The 17,352-nt window shown below is 70.0% G+C and carries 20 protein-coding genes; 9 read left to right on the top strand and 11 right to left on the bottom strand.

What is annotated here, in order from left to right:
* Positions 1–30: 30 nt before the first annotated feature.
* Genes AACG61_RS14430 through AACG61_RS14390 form a run of 9 tightly spaced genes read right to left on the bottom strand, consistent with a single transcriptional unit; the run spans position 31 to position 4,628 of the window.
* Entirely contained in the window at positions 31–582 is a 552-nt protein-coding gene (locus tag AACG61_RS14430; protein WP_411837796.1) for a hypothetical protein, read from the bottom strand.
* 9 nt (positions 583–591) lie between these two features.
* On the bottom strand, positions 592–1,317 hold the full coding sequence (gene flgH, locus AACG61_RS14425; protein WP_411837795.1) for a flagellar basal body L-ring protein FlgH: 726 nt from the start codon (positions 1,315–1,317) through the stop codon (positions 592–594).
* A gap of 11 nt (positions 1,318–1,328) precedes the next feature.
* Complete coding sequence (flgA, locus tag AACG61_RS14420; RefSeq protein ID WP_411837794.1) at positions 1,329–1,742, bottom strand: flagellar basal body P-ring formation chaperone FlgA; 414 nt, start codon at positions 1,740–1,742, stop codon at positions 1,329–1,331.
* Positions 1,742–2,527 carry a flagellar basal-body rod protein FlgG gene (gene flgG / locus AACG61_RS14415; protein WP_411837793.1) on the bottom strand — a complete coding sequence of 262 codons (786 nt, stop codon included), beginning with the start codon at positions 2,525–2,527 and terminating at the stop codon, positions 1,742–1,744. Before flgG ends, flgA begins: the two co-directional genes overlap by 1 nt.
* 9 nt (positions 2,528–2,536) lie before the next feature.
* Positions 2,537–3,253 carry a flagellar hook-basal body complex protein gene (locus AACG61_RS14410; protein ID WP_411837792.1) on the bottom strand — a complete coding sequence of 239 codons (717 nt, stop codon included), beginning with the start codon at positions 3,251–3,253 and terminating at the stop codon, positions 2,537–2,539.
* A gap of 1 nt (position 3,254) precedes the next feature.
* Positions 3,255–3,521, bottom strand: coding sequence for a flagellar biosynthetic protein FliQ (locus tag AACG61_RS14405; RefSeq protein ID WP_042250834.1), 267 nt, complete (start codon positions 3,519–3,521; stop codon positions 3,255–3,257).
* A gap of 15 nt (positions 3,522–3,536) precedes the next feature.
* On the bottom strand, positions 3,537–3,821 hold the full coding sequence (locus AACG61_RS14400; RefSeq protein ID WP_411837791.1) for a flagellar hook-basal body complex protein FliE: 285 nt from the start codon (positions 3,819–3,821) through the stop codon (positions 3,537–3,539).
* Positions 3,822–3,833: 12 nt separating this feature from the next.
* The gene (gene flgC, locus AACG61_RS14395; RefSeq protein WP_411837790.1) at positions 3,834–4,226 is read right to left on the bottom strand and encodes a flagellar basal body rod protein FlgC; all 393 of its coding nucleotides are present in this window, start codon (positions 4,224–4,226) and stop codon (positions 3,834–3,836) included.
* 12 nt (positions 4,227–4,238) lie between these two features.
* Positions 4,239–4,628 carry a FlgB family protein gene (locus tag AACG61_RS14390; RefSeq protein ID WP_411837789.1) on the bottom strand — a complete coding sequence of 130 codons (390 nt, stop codon included), beginning with the start codon at positions 4,626–4,628 and terminating at the stop codon, positions 4,239–4,241.
* 99 nt (positions 4,629–4,727) lie between these two features.
* Between AACG61_RS14390 and AACG61_RS14385 the strand changes: the two genes are divergently transcribed.
* On the top strand, positions 4,728–6,050 hold the full coding sequence (locus AACG61_RS14385) for a FliI/YscN family ATPase (protein WP_411837788.1): 1,323 nt from the start codon (positions 4,728–4,730) through the stop codon (positions 6,048–6,050).
* Positions 6,051–6,214: 164 nt separating this feature from the next.
* A complete protein-coding gene (locus tag AACG61_RS14380) occupies positions 6,215–6,946 on the top strand; it encodes a Crp/Fnr family transcriptional regulator (protein ID WP_411837787.1) in 732 nt (243 codons plus the stop codon).
* Positions 6,947–6,949: 3 nt separating this feature from the next.
* Here the strand turns inward: AACG61_RS14380 and AACG61_RS14375 are convergent, their stop codons facing one another.
* Positions 6,950–7,738, bottom strand: coding sequence for an extensin family protein (locus tag AACG61_RS14375; RefSeq protein ID WP_411837786.1), 789 nt, complete (start codon positions 7,736–7,738; stop codon positions 6,950–6,952).
* Positions 7,735–9,024, bottom strand: a complete 1,290-nt coding sequence (locus tag AACG61_RS14370; RefSeq protein ID WP_411837785.1) for a L,D-transpeptidase family protein — start codon at positions 9,022–9,024, stop codon at positions 7,735–7,737. Before AACG61_RS14370 ends, AACG61_RS14375 begins: the two co-directional genes overlap by 4 nt.
* Before the next feature lie 147 nt (positions 9,025–9,171).
* On the opposite strand from AACG61_RS14370, the gene AACG61_RS14365 reads away from it, so the two are divergent.
* The 7 genes from AACG61_RS14365 to AACG61_RS14335 are packed head-to-tail and all read left to right on the top strand — an operon-like array spanning position 9,172 to position 17,351.
* On the top strand, positions 9,172–10,230 hold the full coding sequence (locus tag AACG61_RS14365; RefSeq protein ID WP_411837784.1) for a C4-dicarboxylate TRAP transporter substrate-binding protein: 1,059 nt from the start codon (positions 9,172–9,174) through the stop codon (positions 10,228–10,230).
* A 3-nt stretch (positions 10,231–10,233) separates the two neighbouring features.
* The gene (locus tag AACG61_RS14360; RefSeq protein WP_411837783.1) at positions 10,234–10,740 is read left to right on the top strand and encodes a TRAP transporter small permease; all 507 of its coding nucleotides are present in this window, start codon (positions 10,234–10,236) and stop codon (positions 10,738–10,740) included.
* Positions 10,740–12,068, top strand: coding sequence for a TRAP transporter large permease (locus AACG61_RS14355; RefSeq protein ID WP_411837782.1), 1,329 nt, complete (start codon positions 10,740–10,742; stop codon positions 12,066–12,068). Before AACG61_RS14360 ends, AACG61_RS14355 begins: the two co-directional genes overlap by 1 nt.
* The gene (locus tag AACG61_RS14350) at positions 12,068–12,895 is read left to right on the top strand and encodes an IclR family transcriptional regulator (RefSeq protein ID WP_411837781.1); all 828 of its coding nucleotides are present in this window, start codon (positions 12,068–12,070) and stop codon (positions 12,893–12,895) included. The genes AACG61_RS14355 and AACG61_RS14350 overlap by 1 nt, the downstream gene beginning before the upstream one ends.
* Before the next feature lie 12 nt (positions 12,896–12,907).
* A complete protein-coding gene (locus AACG61_RS14345) occupies positions 12,908–14,998 on the top strand; it encodes a 3-hydroxyacyl-CoA dehydrogenase NAD-binding domain-containing protein (RefSeq protein ID WP_411837780.1) in 2,091 nt (696 codons plus the stop codon).
* A complete protein-coding gene (locus AACG61_RS14340) occupies positions 14,995–16,170 on the top strand; it encodes an acetyl-CoA C-acyltransferase (protein ID WP_411837779.1) in 1,176 nt (391 codons plus the stop codon). The genes AACG61_RS14345 and AACG61_RS14340 overlap by 4 nt, the downstream gene beginning before the upstream one ends.
* On the top strand, positions 16,170–17,351 hold the full coding sequence (locus tag AACG61_RS14335; RefSeq protein ID WP_411837778.1) for an acyl-CoA dehydrogenase family protein: 1,182 nt from the start codon (positions 16,170–16,172) through the stop codon (positions 17,349–17,351). Before AACG61_RS14340 ends, AACG61_RS14335 begins: the two co-directional genes overlap by 1 nt.
* The last annotated feature ends 1 nt before the right edge of the window (position 17,352 follow it).

The following is a 17,352-nucleotide window of genomic DNA, read 5'->3' as shown; positions in this document are numbered from 1 at the left end:
GGCGTGCCGCGGCGCGGAGGGCAAGCCGCCTCAGCCGGGCTGACGGACGATGTCCTCGATCAGGACCGCGGCGACGGGCAGGTCGGCCGCACCGTGGGCCGCCTCGACCAGGGCGTCGCGCAGGGTCGACAGGTTGCGGTCGGCGGTGAAGTTGCCGTCGAAGCCGCCGGTATTGGCGTGGATCATCAGCTGACGCAGCAGCGCGTCGCGCAGGCTGTGCTCCTTCTGCGCAAGCTTGGGCAGCGTGGCGCCGTCGGTCTTCAGCGTCAGCGTCAGGATCATCACGTCGCGCATGTCGCCCTGCCGGACCAGCGGCACGAAGAACTGGGTCGGAAAGGTGAAGAAGGCGTCCTCGGTCGGCGAACCCTCGGCGGGGGCGTCGTGCCCCCCGCCGTGATCGTCCGTGGAAGGCGCGGCGGCCGCGTGATCGTCGGCCGGTTCGGCATGCGCGTCGGCGGCCTCGGCCTCGTGGCCGGCGGCCGCGCTCTCCGCGTCCTTCGGGGCGCGCAGCATCTCGCCGGCGAAGGCACCGCCGACCAGGGCCAGGACGGGCAGGGAGAGAGGGATGATCTTGCGTATCACGATGTCACCTCAATAGGGCAGGACGATATCGGCGATCTGCTGGCCATAGCGCGGCTGCTGCACGTCGGTGATCTGGCCGCGTCCGCCATAGCTGATTCGCGCGCCCGCGATGCGGTCATAGGCGATCTCGTTGCTGCGATCGATGTCGGCGGGGCGCACGAAGCCGCTGACGGTCAGCTCGCGCAGCTCGAAGTTCACGCGGACCTCCTGCGTGCCCTGGATCTGCAGCGTGCCGTTGGGCAGCGTGTCGACCACCGTCGCCGCGACCCGCAGCGTCAGCTGGTCGCGCCGCGAGATGTTGCCGTTGCCGCGATACGAGGACGACGACGACGCATCGGCCAGGTTGTCGAAGCTGGCCCCCTCGGGCAGCTTCTCGCCAAGGCGCTGCGGGATGCCGACCATCTGCGGGATCGACACGTTCTCGCTGCTGGTGCGGTTGCGGCCGCTGCTGTTGCTGATCGTGGCCTCGTCGTCGATCGCGATCACGACGGTCAGGATGTCGCCGCGGATCGCCGCGCGCCGGTCGCTGATCAGCGAGGACTGCGTGCCGGCCCATAGCGATGCGGCGGCCTCGGGGCGGCCCGAGTTCAGCGGCAGGTCCAGCGGCGGGTTGGTCATCGCCTGGAACTCCTCGGTCTCGCGCGGCGAGGTCAGTTCCGGCGCCTGGCCGATATTGGCGGCGCGCGAGCAGCCGGCGGCGGCCAGCATCAGGCACAGCAGGGTGGCGGGTTTCATCGTCGTTCCTCTCAATGGGTGATGGCCAGCGTGCCGTCCGGCATCACCTGGGCGGTGACCGTGCTGCGCGAGTCCATGTTCATGACGCGGATCAGCTCTCCTGCGGCGCCGTCCGACATGGCGCGCCCCTCGGTGTCGATCTGCAGGGCGCCGCGCCGGAAGCGCAGGCGTACGATCTGGTTGCGGCCCACGACGCGCGGGGCCTGCAGCATGTTGGCGTGCAGCGGCCGGCCTTCGTAGATGGTGATGCGGGTCTGCATCCCGATCGCGGCGGAGGGATCGGTCAGGCCGGGGCGGTCGGTGTCGATGACCGTCAGGTCAACCGCGGCGATCACATGGCCCACCGGCAGGGTGCGCGCGGCGCCCAGGCCCCCCGCCAGGGCCGCGCCCGGCATCAGCGCGAGCGCCAGGATCAGCGCCCGCATCACCGCACCTGCGTCGTCGCGCCGAGCATCTGGTCGGCAGCGGTGATGACCTTGGCGTTCAGCTCGTAGCCGCGCTGCGCCTTGATCAGTTCGGTGATCTCGCGCACCGCATCGACCGAGCTTTCCTCCAGATAGCCCTGGCGCAGGGTGCCCAGCCCGTCCTGGCCGGGATTGACCACCTGCGGGCCGCCCGAGGCCGCGGTCTCGACGAACAGGTTCGAGCCGATGGCCTCGAGGCCCTTCTCGTTGGCGAAGCCCGCCAGCGTGATCTGGCCCAGCAGTTCGGGCTGGACCCGGTCGGCGAAGGAGGCCCAGACCTCGCCGCCGGCATTGATGGTGACGGCGCGCGCATCCTCGGGAATGGTGATGTCGGGGACCAGCGGATAGCCGTCCGAGGTGACGATCTGCCCCTCGGGCGAGCGTTTCAGCCCGCCGTCGCGCGTATAGCCCGAGATGCCGGAGGGCAGGGTGACCTCCAGATAGCCGTCGCCCTCGATGGCCACGTCCAGATCGCCGCCGGTCTGGGTCAGCGCGCCCTGCTGCAGGTTGACGCTGACGGCGGTGGGGCGCACGCCCAGGCCCAGCTGGACGCCTGCCGGGATCACGGTGCCGTCGGCGGCGGTGACGCTGCCCGGGCGGGCGGCCTGCTGATAGTGCAGGTCGGCGAACTCCGCGCGGCGGGCGTTGTAGCCGGTGGTGGACATGTTCGCGAGGTTGTTCGAGATGACCTCGACGCGGGTCTGCTGGGCGCTCATGCCGGTTGCGGCGATCTGCAGGGCTCTCATGGCGGTTCCTTAGCGGGTCATGGCGGTGATGGCGCCGCGGATGCGCTGATCTTCGCGGTCCAGGAAGGTCTGGCCCAGCTCGTAGGCGCGCTGGACCTCGATCATGCGGGTGATCTCGAAGACGGGATCGACGTTGGATTCCTCGAGAAAGCCCTGGCGGATGCGGCCTTCCTCGACCAGCTCGGGGGCGCCCTCGATGGCGAAGCCGGTGCCGCTCTGGCGGGTCAGGTCGATGCCTTCGGGGGGGGTGAACAGGCCGATGCGTCCGAAGGGCAGACCGTTCGCCGACAGGGTGCCGTCGGCGCCGATCGCGACCGAGCTGGCACCCGCGGGCAGGATGATCGGGGCCTGCCCCTCGTCCAGCAGGCGGTGCCCGTCCGCGTTCATCAGCTCGCCCTCGGCCGAGGGGGTGAAGGCCCCGGCGCGGGTCAGGCGCAGCCCCTCGGGGCTCTCGACCAGAAAGAACCCCTCGCCCTCGATCGCCAGGTCCATGCTGTTGTTCGTCTGCGTCAGCGAGCCCTGCTGCAGGTCCAGCAGGCGGCCGCGGGCATGGGCCATCGACAGCGTGTCGCCCTGGCGGTCCAGCGCGGAGAGATGCTCGGCGAAGATCACCCCCTCGCGGCGGTAACCGGCGGTGTTCGCGTTGGCGATGTTGTTGGCCACGACGCGCATCTCGGCCATCAGGCCGGATTGCCGCGACAGGCTGGCATAGATTGCGTTGTCCATCTCAGCTTCCCGCGATCATGGGGATGATCTCGCCCAGGTAGAAATCCGCGAGCGCCGTGGTCATGAAGCTCATCGAGACCCAGAAGACGACCAGCATCAGCCCCACCTTGGGCACGAAGGTCAGCGTCATCTCCTGGACCGAGGTCAGCGCCTGGAACAGGCCGATCACCACGCCCGCGATCAGCGCCACCCCCAGAAGCGGGGCCGAGATGCGCACCGAGATCAGCAGCGCCTGGCGCAGCATGTCGAAGAGGACCGTCTCTCCCATCACGACACCCTCCCGTTACACCGGCATCCGCAGGATTTCCTGATAGGCCTCGACGACCTTGTCGCGGATCGCCACGACGGTGTTCATGGTCAGCTCGGCCTCGGCGATGGTCTGGACCAGCTGCTGGGTGCTGGTCTGGCCCATCATCGTGCTGGCCGAGACCTGATCGACCTGCGCCATCTGGGCGGCGAAATCCTCGGCCGCCTGGCCCACGCGGGCCAGGGTGTCCGATCCGGGTTGCGGGGCGACCGCGGTGCGGGCGGCGGAGTAGGCGTTGGCGGCATTCAGTCCGGAGATCATGGGTCAGCCTTTCTAGCGACGGAGAAGATCAAGAAGCGACGCGCTCATCTGGCGGGTCTGTTCGAACATGCGCAGGTTGGCCTCGTAGCTGCGGCCGGCCTCTCGGCTGTCGGCCAGCTCGATCACCAGATCGACGTTCGAGCCGTCGTAATAGCCGTCGGCATCGGCCATCGGATGCGCGGGGTCGTGGATGCGGGGCAGGGCGGTCTGGTCCAGGATGGTGCGCCCGGCCTCGACCTCGCCCGTGGGGCGACCGAAGCGGACGGCCTCCTCGAAGGTGACCAGCTTGCGGCGATAGCCGGGCGTGTCGGCATTGGCGATGTTCTCGGCGGTGTGGCGCAGCCGTTCGGTCTGCGCACGCATCCCCGACGCCGCGAGGCGCAGCGGTGAGATCGGATCGGACATGGGTGGGGTTCCTTACCGGCGTCCCAGGCTGGACCGCATGAGGTCCAGTCCCGAACGGTAGATGGTCAGAGACAGGTCGTGATGGCGCTTGACCTCGGCGGCGCGGACCATCTGGTCCTCCAGCGAGACCGAGTTGCCGTTGGGCGAGACGGGGCCCGCGGTCTCGATCACGCGGGCGGTGCCGGGCGACCATTGCGGGCTGTCCAGGTGCCGCGCGTTCGACACGCGCAGCGTGCCGGCCGTCTCGGCCCGGCGATAGCTGTCGGCGAAGGGCTGCAGGTCCGACGCCCGGAAGCCGGGCGTGTCGGCATTGGCTATGTTGCGCGCCACCTCGATATGGCGGGCCTGGCTGTGCTGGCCCATGGCGCGGGCCATCCGCAGCATCTCGATCTTCTCAAACATGAGGCTTCTCCTCAATTCCGATAAACCCGGTCTTAACCCCAATTGGTTTAGAAACCGTTTCGTGGACCGAAAAATGCTCAGCCGCGAAGGATGCCCCGCATGGACAAGTTCGAATCGATCGCCCGCCGCCTGTCGCAGCTGCGGCTGGCGCGGCATTTCGGTCGGGTGCAGGCGATCCGCGCGGGCCTGATCGCGGTCGAGGGTCTGAACGGACGCGCATCGGTGGGCGACCGGGTGCGAATCGCCCTCGCCACCGGGCATCTGGGCGGCGAGGTCGTGGGCCTGTCGCCGCGCACCGCCCAGGTCCTGCCCGAGGGACCGATCGAGGGGCTGTCGGTCGGCGCCGAGGTGCAGCTGTGCTTCGCCCCGCGAATCGCGCCCTGCGACGACTGGATCGGGCGCATCATCGACCCGCTGGGCCAGCCGCTGGACGGCCGCCCGCTGTCGCACGGCCTGACCGAGCGCAGCTTTCGCAGCGAGGCGCCGCCCGCCGTCACCCGCAAGCGTCTGGGCGCGCGTCTGGGCACGGGCATGGCGGTCTTCGACACGCTGCTGCCCATCGTCGCGGGCCAGCGGATCGGCCTCTTTGCCGGGTCCGGCGTGGGCAAGTCCACGCTGCTGTCGCAGATGGCCCGCGGCGTGCAGGCCGATGTCGTGGTCATCGCTATGATCGGCGAGCGCGGGCGCGAGCTGCGCGAGTTCGTGGAGAAGACCATGGGCCCCGAGGGGATGGCCCGCGCGGTGATCGTGGCGGCGACCTCGGACCGTTCGCCGCTGATCCGGCGGCGCTGTGCCTGGGCCGCGATGGCCGTGGCCGAGCATTTCCGCGACCAGGGCCGCCATGTCCTGTTCCTGGCCGATTCGATCACCCGTTTCGCCGAGGCACATCGCGAGATCGCCCTGGCCGCCGGAGAGCCGCCCAGCTATCGCGGCTTTCCGCCCTCGGTGTCGAACCTGATCATGGCGCTGGCGGAACGCGCGGGCCCCGGACCCGAAGGGACCGGCGACATCACCGGCATCTTCAGCGTGCTGGTCGCCGGATCGGACATGGAGGAGCCGGTGGCCGACATCCTGCGCGGCACGCTGGACGGGCATGTGGTGCTGGACCGCACCATCGCGGAACGTGGGCGGTTTCCGGCGGTGGACGTGGTGCGGTCGGTCTCGCGGTCGCTGCCCGACGCGGCCAGCGCGGTCGAGAACGCGGCCATCGCGCGCGCGCGCGCCGCCCTGGGGGCCTATGCCGAATCCGAGCTGATGATCCGCGCGGGCCTCTATGCGCCGGGGTCCGACCCCAAGCTGGACGAGGCGGTGCGCCTGTTCCCGCAGCTGGACGAATTCGTTACCCGGCGCTGTCCCGGCGTGCCCGAAAGCTTCGCCGCGCTGGAGGCCGCTTTGCGCGTGCCGCTGCGGGCGCGGGCCTGAGCGCAACGCGGCGCAACCGGTCGCGCAGGATCTTCGCATGCGGGCGGTGAACCGCGTCGGACCATGCTGCGTTGGAGCTTAATCATTGTTATAACCGAAGGGGCGGCCATTGCGCCCAGAATCTCGATTTGCAAATGTCCGGCTGCTTTGAAAGGAGGGGCGGAATGGCGATCACCGAATACTTCATCCGCTACCTCCAGCGCCGCGACAGCCTGTCCGAACGCGACCTGGACCGGCTGCGCGGCCTGCGCACGACCCATGTGGCCTTCGCCCCCGGAGAGGTCATCGTGCCCGCGCACCGGCTGGCCAAGCGCAGCTGCATGATGCTGCGCGGCATGTCCGCACGCTCGCATCAGCTGGTCGGTCGTCCGAACGAACGGGTGATCACCGCCCTGCACGTGCCGGGCGACTTCGTCGATCTGCACGGCTTCGTGCTGGCCGGGCTGGAGCATTCGGTTGTGGCCGCCGGTCCCGCCGAGGTCGAGTTCGTCGAGCATGACGAGCTGGTTGAGATCACCGAGAACTTTCCCCACCTGACGCGGCTGCTGTGGATGGCCACGCTGATCGATGCGGCGGTACATCGGCAGTGGCTGGTGGCGGCGGCCTCGCTGCGCTCCAGCGCGCATCTAGCCCATCTGCTCTGCGAGGTCTACGTGCGGCTGAACGCGGTCGGCGCGGCCTCCGGGCACACATTCTCGCTGCCGCTGCTGCAGCGCGAGCTGGCCGACATCCTGGGCTATTCGCCGATCCACGTGAACCGGGCGGTGCGCGACCTGCGCGACCGGGGCCTGCTGCGCTGGTCGGGCGCGGATGTGGTCATCCTCGACTGGAAGGGGTTGGCGACGCTGGCGCGCTTCGATCCGACCTATCTGGACATGGAACGCCAGAGCCGCTGAGCGTCACTCGCACAGCCGCCAGCCGCCGTTTCGCGCGGCGATGTCCAGATGCAGGTGGTCGTCATGCGCCGCGTTCGACCCCGGCCCCAGCACCGTCGTGAACATCAGGCAGGCCGTCCCCTGCGCCGCCCGCTGAAAGCTCTCGGCGGGATCGCCATCGCCCTGACGCGGCTGGACGGGCACCGGATCGCCGTCGTCCAGGCGGAACCCCATCACGTCGATCGCATTGCCGTAGCCGTGTTCCGAGGGCTTTGGATCGGCGTCGCCGGTCCCGACCCGCTCGCGACAGGAATAGCCCGGCCCGGTCTCGAGGCCCGTCAGGCGCGGCGCGTCGGGCAGGGTCGCGGCCGCGGGAATGAGGAAATCGCGCGTCCACAGCGCCAGCGACAGCGCGGTGTCGCAGCGCAGGACCGGCTCTCCGCTCAGGGGGATGCCGGGCAGGATCCGGGTGACCTGCAGCGGCCGGGCGATACCGCAATCGCGGTTGTCGGGATCGGTGACGGGCGGCACCGGGCGGAAGCCTGCGCCCAGCACCGTCAACGCCAAGCGGCAGGCGTCGTGGCGCGCATCGCTCTCGCGCAGGGTGAACCAGACGGGCGGCGCGGGCGGGCCGAAGGGCTGCGGTGCCGCGTCGGCGGTCGCGTCGGCGGCGGGCGCCGTCTCGACCGCGCCCGATTCGACGGGCGCGGTATCCGCGGGATCGGCGGGGCGTTCGGGCGGGCGCGGGGCCTCCTGCGCGGCGGCGGGAAGCGTCAGGACCACGGCCGTGAGCAGCGCCGCCGCCCGGATCATGGCTGCGCCGGGTCCAGCGGCGGCACCACGAAGCCCTGCGGCAGCGCATCGGTCAGCGCGTTGCTGAGGGGATCGGGGCTGAGGGGATCGGAGGCGGGCGCAGCCGGATCGGTCGCGGGGGCCGCGGCCTCGGGCACCGGGGCCGCCTGAGCCTGGGGCGCCGCCAGCGGGTCGGGCAGGGCCAGGGGCTGGGCCGGATCGGGTGTGGCGGCCGCGGCGGTTCCGTCCTCGGGCAGGGCGATGGCGGCCACCGGGGGCGTCGAGGGGGCGGCGGTGCCGGTCGCGTCGGCGATGCTGACGCCCGCGTCCAGGAACTGCACCTCGGTGCCGCCGATGCGGACCATTCCGGCCAGCTCCTCGGCGTCCCAATTGGTCAGGCGCACGCAGCCCATCGACTGGTTGTGGAACAGCTGCGAGGGCGTGGGCGTGCCGTGGATGCCGTAGGTGGGCTTGGTCAGGCCGATCCAGACCGTGCCGACAGGGCCGTTTGGGCCGGGCGGGATCACCAGCGGCCGGTCGTTGCCCTCCTGGCGGAAGTTGACGTCCGGGTTGTAGGTGTAGTTCGGATTGATCGCCACCGTGCGCACGTTGTGCGCGCCCTGCGGCGACGGGGTGACGCTGGAGCCGATGGTGGCCGGATAGTCGACCAGCATCTCGCCCCGCGCGTTGTAGCCCGCGACGCGGCGGTTGTCCTTGTCGATGATGATTCGCGTGACCTCGCCGCGCAGGGGCGGGTTCGGGGCCATCACCTGGATCGTCGCGCCCGGCACCAGGTCGATGCCGGGGTTCAGGAACTGGATGAACTTCTCGTCCATGTGGAACCGCTCGCCGAGGCGTTCGGCGATGCTGGTATGCGCCATGGCGGGCATCAGCGCCTTTTCCGCATAGTCGGTCGGGATCGACGCGGCCAGCCCGGCGGCGTCCTCGGCGGTGATGGTGTAGGATTGCGTGACCGGGCGCACCGCGAAGGATTGCAGCAGGTTCCAGACATGCGGGTCCATGATCCCGTCCTGGGGCAGGCCGGTGCGGCGTTCGAAGGCCAGGATGGCGGACTGGCTCATGCCGCCCTTGAACCCGTCGATCACGCCCGGAGAGGTGCCCGAGCGGTCCAGCAGCAGCTGCACCTTGGCCGTCAGCGCCGACCGGCCGCCCGGCAGGGCGCCGCCGCCATACTGCGCCGCCTCGATGTCGGCGGCGGTGAAGGGCAGGTCGGGCGTCTGGCCCAAGGCGGGCCAGGCCCAGCCAAGCGCAAGCGCCAGCAGGGCCGTACGGACAGGGTTGGGCATTGAGCAGGCTCCGATCATCAGGGCGCACCATCCGGCATTGAGCGAAAAACCGCCAGATAGCCCAGAGGTCACGTTTCGGTCAATTCGACGTTGCGTTCCGCATAGTGGAATGACAGTCTGCTGTGTGGAACAGGGAGGAGTTTCACCATGACCAGATCGTTCGCCCGGAACGCGCTGATGGCCGCTGGCCTGACCGCGATGCTTGCCGTCCCCGCCACCGCCCAGACCGTGCTGATCTACGGAGAGCCGGGTCCGAACCGCGGCGCGCGCGCCGAGGCGACGCAATGGTTCGCCGACCAGGTGGCCGAACAGTCGGGCGGCGACCTGACGCTGGACATCACCTGGGGGGGCGCGCTGTTCTCCGAGAAGGCCGCCGTGCAGTCGCTGCGCGACGGGGTGGCCGATCTGGGCAGCGTCATCGGCGTCTACTTCCCGCAGGACATGGTGGCCTACGGCATCGCCGACCTGCCGCTGGAGAACCCGGACCCCTGGGTCGGCATGAAGGCCACCGACGCGCTGATGCGCAACAACGAGCAGATCAAGGCCAACCTGGCCGCGCAGAACCTGGTCTATGTGGGCACCTACACCACCTCGGCGGTGCAGATGGGCTGCAAGGGACCGGCGGTGACCTCGGTCGACCAGCTGGCCGGCAAGAAGGTCCGCGGCGTCGGCGCCTATGGCCAGACGTTCCGCGACCTGGGCGCGACCCTGATCGACATGAGCGTCTACGAGGCCTATCAGGGCCTGGAGAACGGGCTGATCGACTGCACCCAGACCTATTCCTACCTGATCGCGGCGCTGAAGTTCGACGAGGTCTTCGACAGCTACACCTTCATCGACTGGGGTCAGGTCGGTGCCCTGGGCATCGTCATGAACAAGTCGATGTACGATTCGCTGACCCCCGAGCAGCAGCAGGTCATCATGACCGCGGGCGAGGGCCTGGCCGACGAGTTCGGCCGCATCGTGGGCGAGGCCAATGCCGAATCGATCAAGATCCTCGAGGATGCCGGCAAGGAGATCGTCCGCTTCTCGGACGAGGACCGCGCCAAGCTGACCGAGGCCGCCCAGCCCTATCTGGATGACTGGATCGCGCGCGCCGACGCCTCGGGCCTCGACGGGGCCGCGCTGCTGGAGGAATATCGCGGCCTGATCGCGCAATACAGCGCCGAGCTGGAAGCCCAGGGCTATCCCTGGGAGCGCGGCTGACCCATGCGCGTGATCGAACGGACGCTGCTGGACCTGTCGGTCCTGGCGCTGATCGTCCTGGGGCTGGTGATCTTCGCCAATGTCGTGGCGCGCGCGGTGTTCGGTACCAGCGTGCCCGACGCCATCATCATGGTGCGCGAGCTGATGGTGGCGGCCGTGATCCTGCCCATGGCGGCGGCGACCGCGGCGCGCAGCCATGTCGCCGTCACCTTCGTCAGCGACCGCCTGCCGCGGCGGATGCGGTCGCGGCTGATCGTGCTGGGCCATGTCGCGGGGCTCCTGGCGCTGACGCCGCTGATCTATGCGGCCTGGCGCGTGGCGGGGCAGGCCTTCGCCTCGGGCGAATTCTACTATGGCGACCTGAACATCCCGCGCTGGCCGGGCGTGACGCTGTTCCTGGCGGGGCTGGCGCTGATGTGGGTGCGGCTGGCCGTGCTGCTGGCGGGCGATCTGGGGCAGCTGCGCCGGGGCGACGCCATCCTGGATGCCGACGGACATGAGGTGAACTGATGGATCCGATGACGATCGGCCTGGTGGCCATGGCCGCCGTTCTGGTGCTTCTGGCGGCGCGCGTGCCCATCGCCTTCGCGCTGGCCGGGGTGGCGGCGACCGGCACCTTCCTGGTCTATGCGACCCGCGCGGGGGGCTTTGCGCCCGAACGCGCGCTGAACCCGACCAGCTCGGTCGTGTTCTCGAACTTCTTCGACCTGGTCCATTCCTACGACCTGTCGATGGTGCCGCTGTTCGTGGCCCTGGGCAACATCGCCTTCTATGCGGGCATCACCACGCGCATCTATGACGCGGCGGCGGTCTGGCTGCGCCAGCTGCCGGGCGGGGTGGCCATGGCCTCGGTGCTGGGCTGCGGGGGCTTTTCGGCCATCTCGGGCTCGTCCATCGCCTGCGCCTCGACCATGGGCCGCATCTGCGTGCCCGAGATGCTGCGCATGGGGTACGACCCGAAACTGGCCACGGCCTCGGTCGCGGTGGGGGGCACGCTCGGCTCGCTGATCCCGCCCTCGGTCCTCTTCATCCTCTACGGCATCTTCACCGAGACCTCGATCGCGCAGCTGTTCCTCGCGGGCGTGCTGCCGGGGCTGGTCTCTCTGGCGGGGATGCTGCTGGTCATCGCCTGGTGGGTGGGCCGCAACCCCGCCGCCGCCCCCGCGGGCGAGGCCGGAGGCGCCAGCCGGCGCGAGGCGGCCATCGCCGCCTGGCCCGCGCTGATGCTGTTCGTCGTCATCGTCGGCGGCATCTATGGCGGCATCTTCACCGCGACCGAGGCCGCGGCCGTCAGCGTCGTGCTGACCACGCTGATCGGCTTCGCGCAGCGCCGCCTGACATTGGGCGTGCTGTGGCGCGCCATCCGCGAGAGCCTGACCCAGACCGCCGCGATCTTCCTGATCGCGGGTGCGGCCAAGATCTTCGTCAGCTTCGTCGCGCTGACCGGGATGGCCGGCGCGGTCGTGGGCATGGTGTCGGACGCGCAGCTGTCCTTCGCGATGCTGATGCTGGTGATCGTGGTGATCTATCTGGTCCTGGGCATGTTCCTCGATCCGATCGGCATCATGGTGCTGACGCTGCCCTTCATGGTGCCGCTGGTGGACGGCTATGACATGAACCTGATCTGGTTCGGCGTCATCGTCGTCAAGCTGCTGGAGATCGGGCTGATCACGCCCCCCGTCGGGCTGAACGTCTTCGTGGTCAGCAACGTGACCAAGAATGTCAGCATCGACACGATCTTTGCGGGCGTCACGCGCTTTCTGGTCGTGGACGTGCTGGTCCTGGTGCTGCTGATCCTGTTCCCGATCATCTCGCTGCTGCTGCCGGGATCCATGTGATGAGCCCCGAACCCCGCCCGGATTACGAGGAGGACCGCAACTTCGCCACCACGCTGGCGCGGGGCCTGTCGGTGCTGCGCGCCTTCCGGGCGGGGGATGACGGTCTGACCAATGCCCAGATCGCCGAACGGACGGGCCTGCCGAAATCGACGGTGTCGCGGCTGACCTTCACCCTGGGCTGCCTGGGCTATCTGACGCAGCCGCAGCGCAACGACCGCTATCGCCCCGGGCCGACACTTCTGGCGATGGGGCACGTGGCGGCGGCGTCGCTGTCCTTTCTGGACGCGGCGCAGGACATGATGCAGGGCCTGGCGGACCAGACCGGCACGCTGGTCCTGTTCGCGGTGCGCGACCGAGACAAGGTCGCGCTGATGCGCACCTGGCGGCCGCAGCGCGCGGCCTCGATCTGGCTGGAGGTCGGCCACCGCCTGCCCATCGGCGGCTCGTCCTCGGGGCTGGCGGTGCTGGGCGCCTCGACGCGGGACGAATTCGCCTCGCTGATGGCCGATCATCCCGAACCGCCGCTGGACGGCGGCACGCTGGCCGATCTGCGCCTGCAGGCGCGCAGCCAGCTGGTCGCCCGCGGCTATGCGATCGTGGACCCGCGGCTGCGCTATTCCGGCTCGATCTCGGCGGTGTCGGTGCCGTTCCGGTCGGCGCGGCTGGCCGGGCCGGTCGCCTTTTCCTGCGGTGCGCTGGACGATGTCCTGCCCGACGACCGCATCCATGCCCATGTCGGCCCCGTCCTGCGCGAGACCGTCGCCCGCCTGCACGGGATGGTCGGCGCCGACGGCACCCCCGCCTGGTCGGGCAGCCCCAATGACTGAGAGGTTTCCGCGATGACTTCCCCCGTGACCTATGCCCGGCAGGGCCGCATCGGCCTGATCACCATCGACAACCCCCCCGTGAACGCCACTGGACAGGCCGTGCGCGCGGGCCTGATCGACGCCGCCCGCGCCTTTGCCGCCGATGACGCGGCCCAGGCCGGCGTCCTGATCTGCGCGGGTCGCACTTGGGTGGCCGGAGCCGACATCTCGGAGTTCGGGCGACCGCCGCAGGCGCCCTTCCTGCCCGATGTGATCGCCGCCATCGAGGCGCTGGAGAAACCCGTCGTCGCCGCCATCCACGGCACCGCCCTGGGCGGCGGGCTGGAGCTGGCCATGGGCTGCCATGCGCGCATCGCGGCGCCGTCGGCCCGGATGGGCCTGCCCGAGGTGACCTTGGGCCTTCTGCCCGGCGCGGGCGGCACGCAGCGCCTGCCGCGCCTGATCGGCCTGATGCCCGCGCTTGAGGCGATGACCTCTGCCCGCCAGATCCCCGCCCCTGAGGCGCGCGAGCTGGGTCTGATCGACGCGCTGGCCGATGGCGAGCTGACCGCCGCCGCCATCGCCCTGGCCGAGACGCTGGCTGGCCAGCCCCCGCGCCGCACCCGCGACCTGCCCGCGCCCGAGGCCGACCCCGCCGCGACCGATGCGCTGAAGGCCAGGCTGGTGCGCAGCCTGCCGGGCCAGATCGCCCAGACCACCGCCGTCGATGTCGCGACCGAGGGGCTGGCCCTGTCCTTCGACGAGGGCATGGCCGTGGAACGCGCGGGCTTTCTGGCGCTGATGGACAGCCCGCAACGCGCGGCGCTGATCCATGCCTTCTTCGCGGAACGCGCCGTCGCGCATCTGCCGCAGATCGCGGGCGTGCCGCCGCGCGCGCTGGACCGCGTGGGCATCGTCGGCGGCGGGCTGATGGGCGCGGGCATCGCGGTCTCCTGCCTGCTGGCGGGACTGGACGTGACGCTGCTGGAACGCGACCAGGCCGGCGCCGACAAGGCGGCGGCCACCGTGGCCGACCTGCTGGCAGGTGCGGTCAGCCGCGGCAAGCTGGCCGCGCCGCGCCGCGACGCCATCCTGGCGGACGCCTTCCGCACCGCGACCGACCACGAAGCGCTGGCCCAGGCCGATCTGCTGATCGAGGCGGTCTTCGAATCCATGGACGTCAAGCGTCAGGTCTTCGCCGCGCTGGACCGGGTGGCGAAGCCGGGCGCCGTGCTGGCCACGAACACCTCCTATCTGGACGTGAACCAGATCGCGGATGCGACCTCGCGCCCGCGCGACGTGATCGGCCTGCATTTCTTCTCTCCGGCCCATGTGATGCGCCTGCTGGAGGTGGTGGTTCCCGACCGCGCTGCCCCGGATGCCATCGCGACCGGCTTTGCGCTGGCCAAGCGGCTGAAGAAGGTCGCGGTGCGCGCGGGCGTCTGCGACGGCTTCATCGGCAACCGCATTCTGGCGCATTACCGCGCGGCGGTGGACGCGATGGTGCTGGACGGGGCCGACCCGATCGCGGTGGACCGGGCGCTGACCGGGTTCGGCTTCGCGATGGGTCCCTATGCGGTGACCGATCTGGCCGGGCTGGACATCGGCTACATGACCCGTCAGCGCAAGGCCGCCGACCGCCATCCGCGCGACCGGGTGCCGGCCTTTGCCGACCGCCTCTACGAACAGGGCCATCTGGGCCGCAAGTCCGGGCGCGGCTATTACGACTATGCCGCCAAGCCCCCGGTGCCGAACCCCGACCTTCCCGCGCTGCTGGAGGCCGTGCGCGCCGATCTGGGCCTGACGCCCCGCGGCTTCGACGCCGATGAGATCGTGGCCCGCACCATGGCCGCGATGGTGAACGAGGCCGCCCGCGTGGTCGAGGACGGCACCGCCCTGCGCCCCCTGGACGTCGATGTGGTGATGCTGAACGGCTACGGCTTTCCGCGCTGGCGGGGCGGGCCGATGCATTGGGCGGATGCCCACGGGCTGGACCGCATCCTGGACGACATCCGCCGCTTTGCCGCGGAAGACGACCATTTCTGGCGCCCCGCGCCGCTGCTGGTCGATCTGGTGGCCACGGGCCGCCGCTTCGCCGATCTGAACGAAGGACAATCCGCATGAAACAGCCGGTGATCGTCTCGACCGCCCGCACCGCCATCGGGCGCGCCAAGCGCGGCGCCTTCAACCAGACCCACGGGGCCGTGCTGGCCGGGGCCGTGGCCCGCGCCGTGGTCGAGCGTGCGGGCATCGACCCCGCGCTGATCGAGGACAGCCTCTGGGGCTGCGGCTATCCCGAGGCCGCGACGGGCGGCAACATCGCCCGTCAGGCGGTGATCCGCGCGGGCCTGCCCGACAGCATCGCGGGCGCCACGGTCAACCGCTTCTGCTCGTCGGGCCTGCAGGCGCTGGCGCAGGGCGCGCAGATGGTCGCCCATGAGGGCGCGCGCGCCGTGCTGGTCGGCGGAGTCGAGAGCATTTCCATGGTCCAGCCGCCCGTGCGTCATTCGCGGGAAGGATGGATCGAGGCGAACCGCCCCGACCTCTACATGACCATGATCGAGACCGCCGACATCGTGGCGGCCCGCTATGGGATCACGCGCGAGGCGCAGGACGCCTATGCCGTCGAATCCCAGGCCCGCACGGCCGCGGCGCAGGCCGCCGGGATCTTCGACGATGAGATCATCCCGATGACGGTCACCATGTCCGTCACCGACAAGGCCACCGGCGAGAGTGCCGACCGCGAGGTCACCATCGCCGCCGACGAGGGCAACCGCCCCGGCACCACGCTGGAGGCGCTGGCCAAGCTCGAGCCGGTGCGCGGTGCGGGCCAGTTCGTGACCGCAGGCAACGCGTCCCAGCTGTCCGACGGGGCGGCGGCGCTGCTGGTGATGGAGGCCGACCTGGCCGCATCGCTGAACCTGGAACCGCTTGGCGCCTTCCGCGGCTTTGCCGTCGCGGGCTGCGCGCCCGACGAGATGGGCATCGGCCCGGTCTTTGCCGTGCCGCGCCTGCTGGAGCGCCACGGGCTGACGGTCGACGACATCGACCTGTGGGAGCTGAACGAGGCCTTTGCCAGCCAGTGCCTCTATTGCCGCGACACGCTTGGCATCGATCCGGCGAAATACAACGTCAATGGCGGGGCCATTTCCATCGGCCATCCCTTCGGCATGACCGGTGCGCGCACGGCGGGCCATCTGCTGCGCGAAGGCCGCCGCCGGGGCGCCAAATGGGGCGTCGTCACCATGTGCGTGGGCGGTGGCCAGGGCGCCGCCGGACTTCTGGAGATCTTCTGATGGACATGAGCTTTACCCCCGAGGAAACCGCCTTCCGCGACAACATCCGCGCCTTTCTGAAGGCCGAGCTGGACCCCGCGCTGGCCCGCAAGGTGCGGCTCCATCACGACCTGACCAAGGCCGAGATGGAGGGCTGGCACGCCAAGCTGCAATCGCGCGGCTGGCTGGCCGGGAACTGGCCCACCGAATTTGGCGGCGCGGGCTGGACCGCGATCCAGCGCCACATCTTCGAGGAGGAATCGGCCCGCGCCCATGCGCCGCGCATCGTGCCCTTCGGCATCGCCATGCTGGGACCGGTCCTGCAGAAATTCGGGTCGAAGGAGCAGCAGGACTATTGGCTGCCGCGCATCCTGAACGGTGACGACTGGTGGTGCCAGGGCTATTCCGAACCCGGCGCCGGGTCGGACCTGGCCAGCCTGCGCTGCGAGGCTGTGCGTGATGGCGACCACTATGTCGTCAACGGGCAGAAGACCTGGACCACGCTTGGCCAGCACGCCAACATGATCTTCTGCCTGGTGCGCACCAATGCGACAGGCAAGAAGCAGGAGGGCATCAGCTTCCTGCTGATCGACATGGAGACGCCGGGCGTCACCGTGCGCCCCATCGTCCTTCTGGACGGCACGGCCGAGGTGAACGAGGTCTGGTTCGACAATGTCCGCGTCCCCGTCGCCAACTTGGTCGGCGAGGAGAACCAGGGCTGGACCTATGCCAAATACCTGCTGACGCATGAGCGCACGAACATCGCGGGCGTGGGCTTTGCCACCGCCGCGCTGGACAATCTGAAACGCGTGGCCCGCGCGCAGCGCCATCGCGGCCAGCCCCTGTCCGACGATCCGCTGTTCGCTGCCGAGATGGCGGGGGTCGAGATCGAGCTGATGGCCATGTCCACCACCAATTTGCGCATGCTGTCGGCGGCGGCCCAGGGCCAGGCGCCCGGCATCGAGAGCAGCATGCTCAAGATCAAGGGCACCCAGATCCGCCAGCGCCTGGATGCGCTGACCCGGCGCGCCTATGGCGGGCAGGCCATGGCCCTGACGCTTGAGGGGAACGAAGGCCCCGAGGGTGCCGACGAGGCCCTGGCCGCCAGCGCCACCTGGCTGAACAACCGCAAGCTGTCGATCTATGGCGGCTCGAACGAGGTCCAGCGCAGCATCATCTCCGGCGCGCTGGCGAAAGGATAAG

Source organism: Paracoccus sp. ME4, assembly GCF_046736325.1.
In the GTDB taxonomy this organism is placed as follows: domain Bacteria; phylum Pseudomonadota; class Alphaproteobacteria; order Rhodobacterales; family Rhodobacteraceae; genus Paracoccus.
This window is presented reverse-complemented; position numbering and strand designations above follow the sequence as displayed.